Below are 1,221 nucleotides of genomic sequence, written 5' to 3'. Positions count from 1 at the left end.
GGTTTTTTCACCCAGTCTCTCTCAGCGCGCGACCCAGAGCTGTTCGGCTCGATCACGTCCGAACTGGGCCGTCAGCGCGACGAGATCGAATTGATCGCGTCCGAGAACATCGTCTCTGCTGCCGTGATGGAAGCGCAGGGCTCGGTGATGACCAACAAATACGCCGAAGGGTACCCCGGCAGGCGTTACTATGGCGGGTGTCAATTTGTTGATATCGCTGAAAATATGGCCATCGATCGCGCCAAACAGCTGTTCGGTTGCGGCTTTGCAAACGTCCAGCCGAACTCTGGCTCTCAGGCAAACCAGGGCGTGTTCCAGGCACTGATCAAACCCGGCGACACCATCCTGGGCATGAGCCTGGATGCGGGGGGCCACCTGACCCACGGCGCCGCACCCAACCAGTCGGGCAAGTGGTTCAACGCCGTCCATTACGGTGTGCGCAAACAGGACAACCAGATCGACTATGACCAGATCGAAGCGCTGGCGAAAGAGCATCAGCCCAAGCTGATCATCGCAGGCGGGTCGGCCATTCCGCGCATCATTGATTTTGCCCGCATGCGCGAGATCGCGGATATGGTCGGCGCCTATCTGCATGTCGACATGGCCCATATCGCCGGTCTGGTCGCGACAGGCGCACACCCATCGCCCTTCCCGCATGCGCATGTGGCTACCACCACCACGCATAAAACCCTGCGCGGTCCGCGGGGCGGCATGATCCTGACCAATGACGAGGCGATCGCCAAGAAAGTGAACTCGGCCATCTTCCCTGGCATTCAGGGCGGCCCGCTGATGCATGTCATCGCGGCCAAGGCCGTGGCCTTTGGCGAAGCACTGCGACCCGAGTTCAAGGACTACATCGCCCAGGTGGTCACCAACGCGCAGGCCCTGTCGGACCAGTTGATCAAAGGTGGGCTGGACACAGTCACCCACGGCACCGATACCCACGTGGTTCTGGTGGACCTGCGCCCTAAAGGCGTCAAAGGCAACGCGACCGAAAAGGCACTGGGCCGGGCGCATATCACCTGCAACAAGAACGGTGTTCCGTTCGATCCCGAAAAACCGATGGTGACCAGCGGCATCCGCCTTGGCAGCCCCGCAGGCACCACCCGCGGCTTCGGCGAGGCCGAGTTCCGCCAGATCGCCGATTGGATCATCGAAGTGGTCGACGGTCTGGCCGCAAATGGCGAGGACGGTAACGGTGAGGTCGAGGCCAAAGTCAAA

Annotated in this window: 1 protein-coding gene; it reads left to right on the top strand. The window is 61.2% G+C overall.

Going from position 1 to position 1,221, the window contains the following annotated elements:
* The coding region (gene glyA, locus AC2FIP_RS20630; RefSeq protein WP_496787994.1) for a serine hydroxymethyltransferase at positions 1–1,221 on the top strand (1,221 nt) is incomplete at both ends.

The organism is Ruegeria sp. CDSB114, from assembly GCF_059611025.1.
This window is presented reverse-complemented; position numbering and strand designations above follow the sequence as displayed.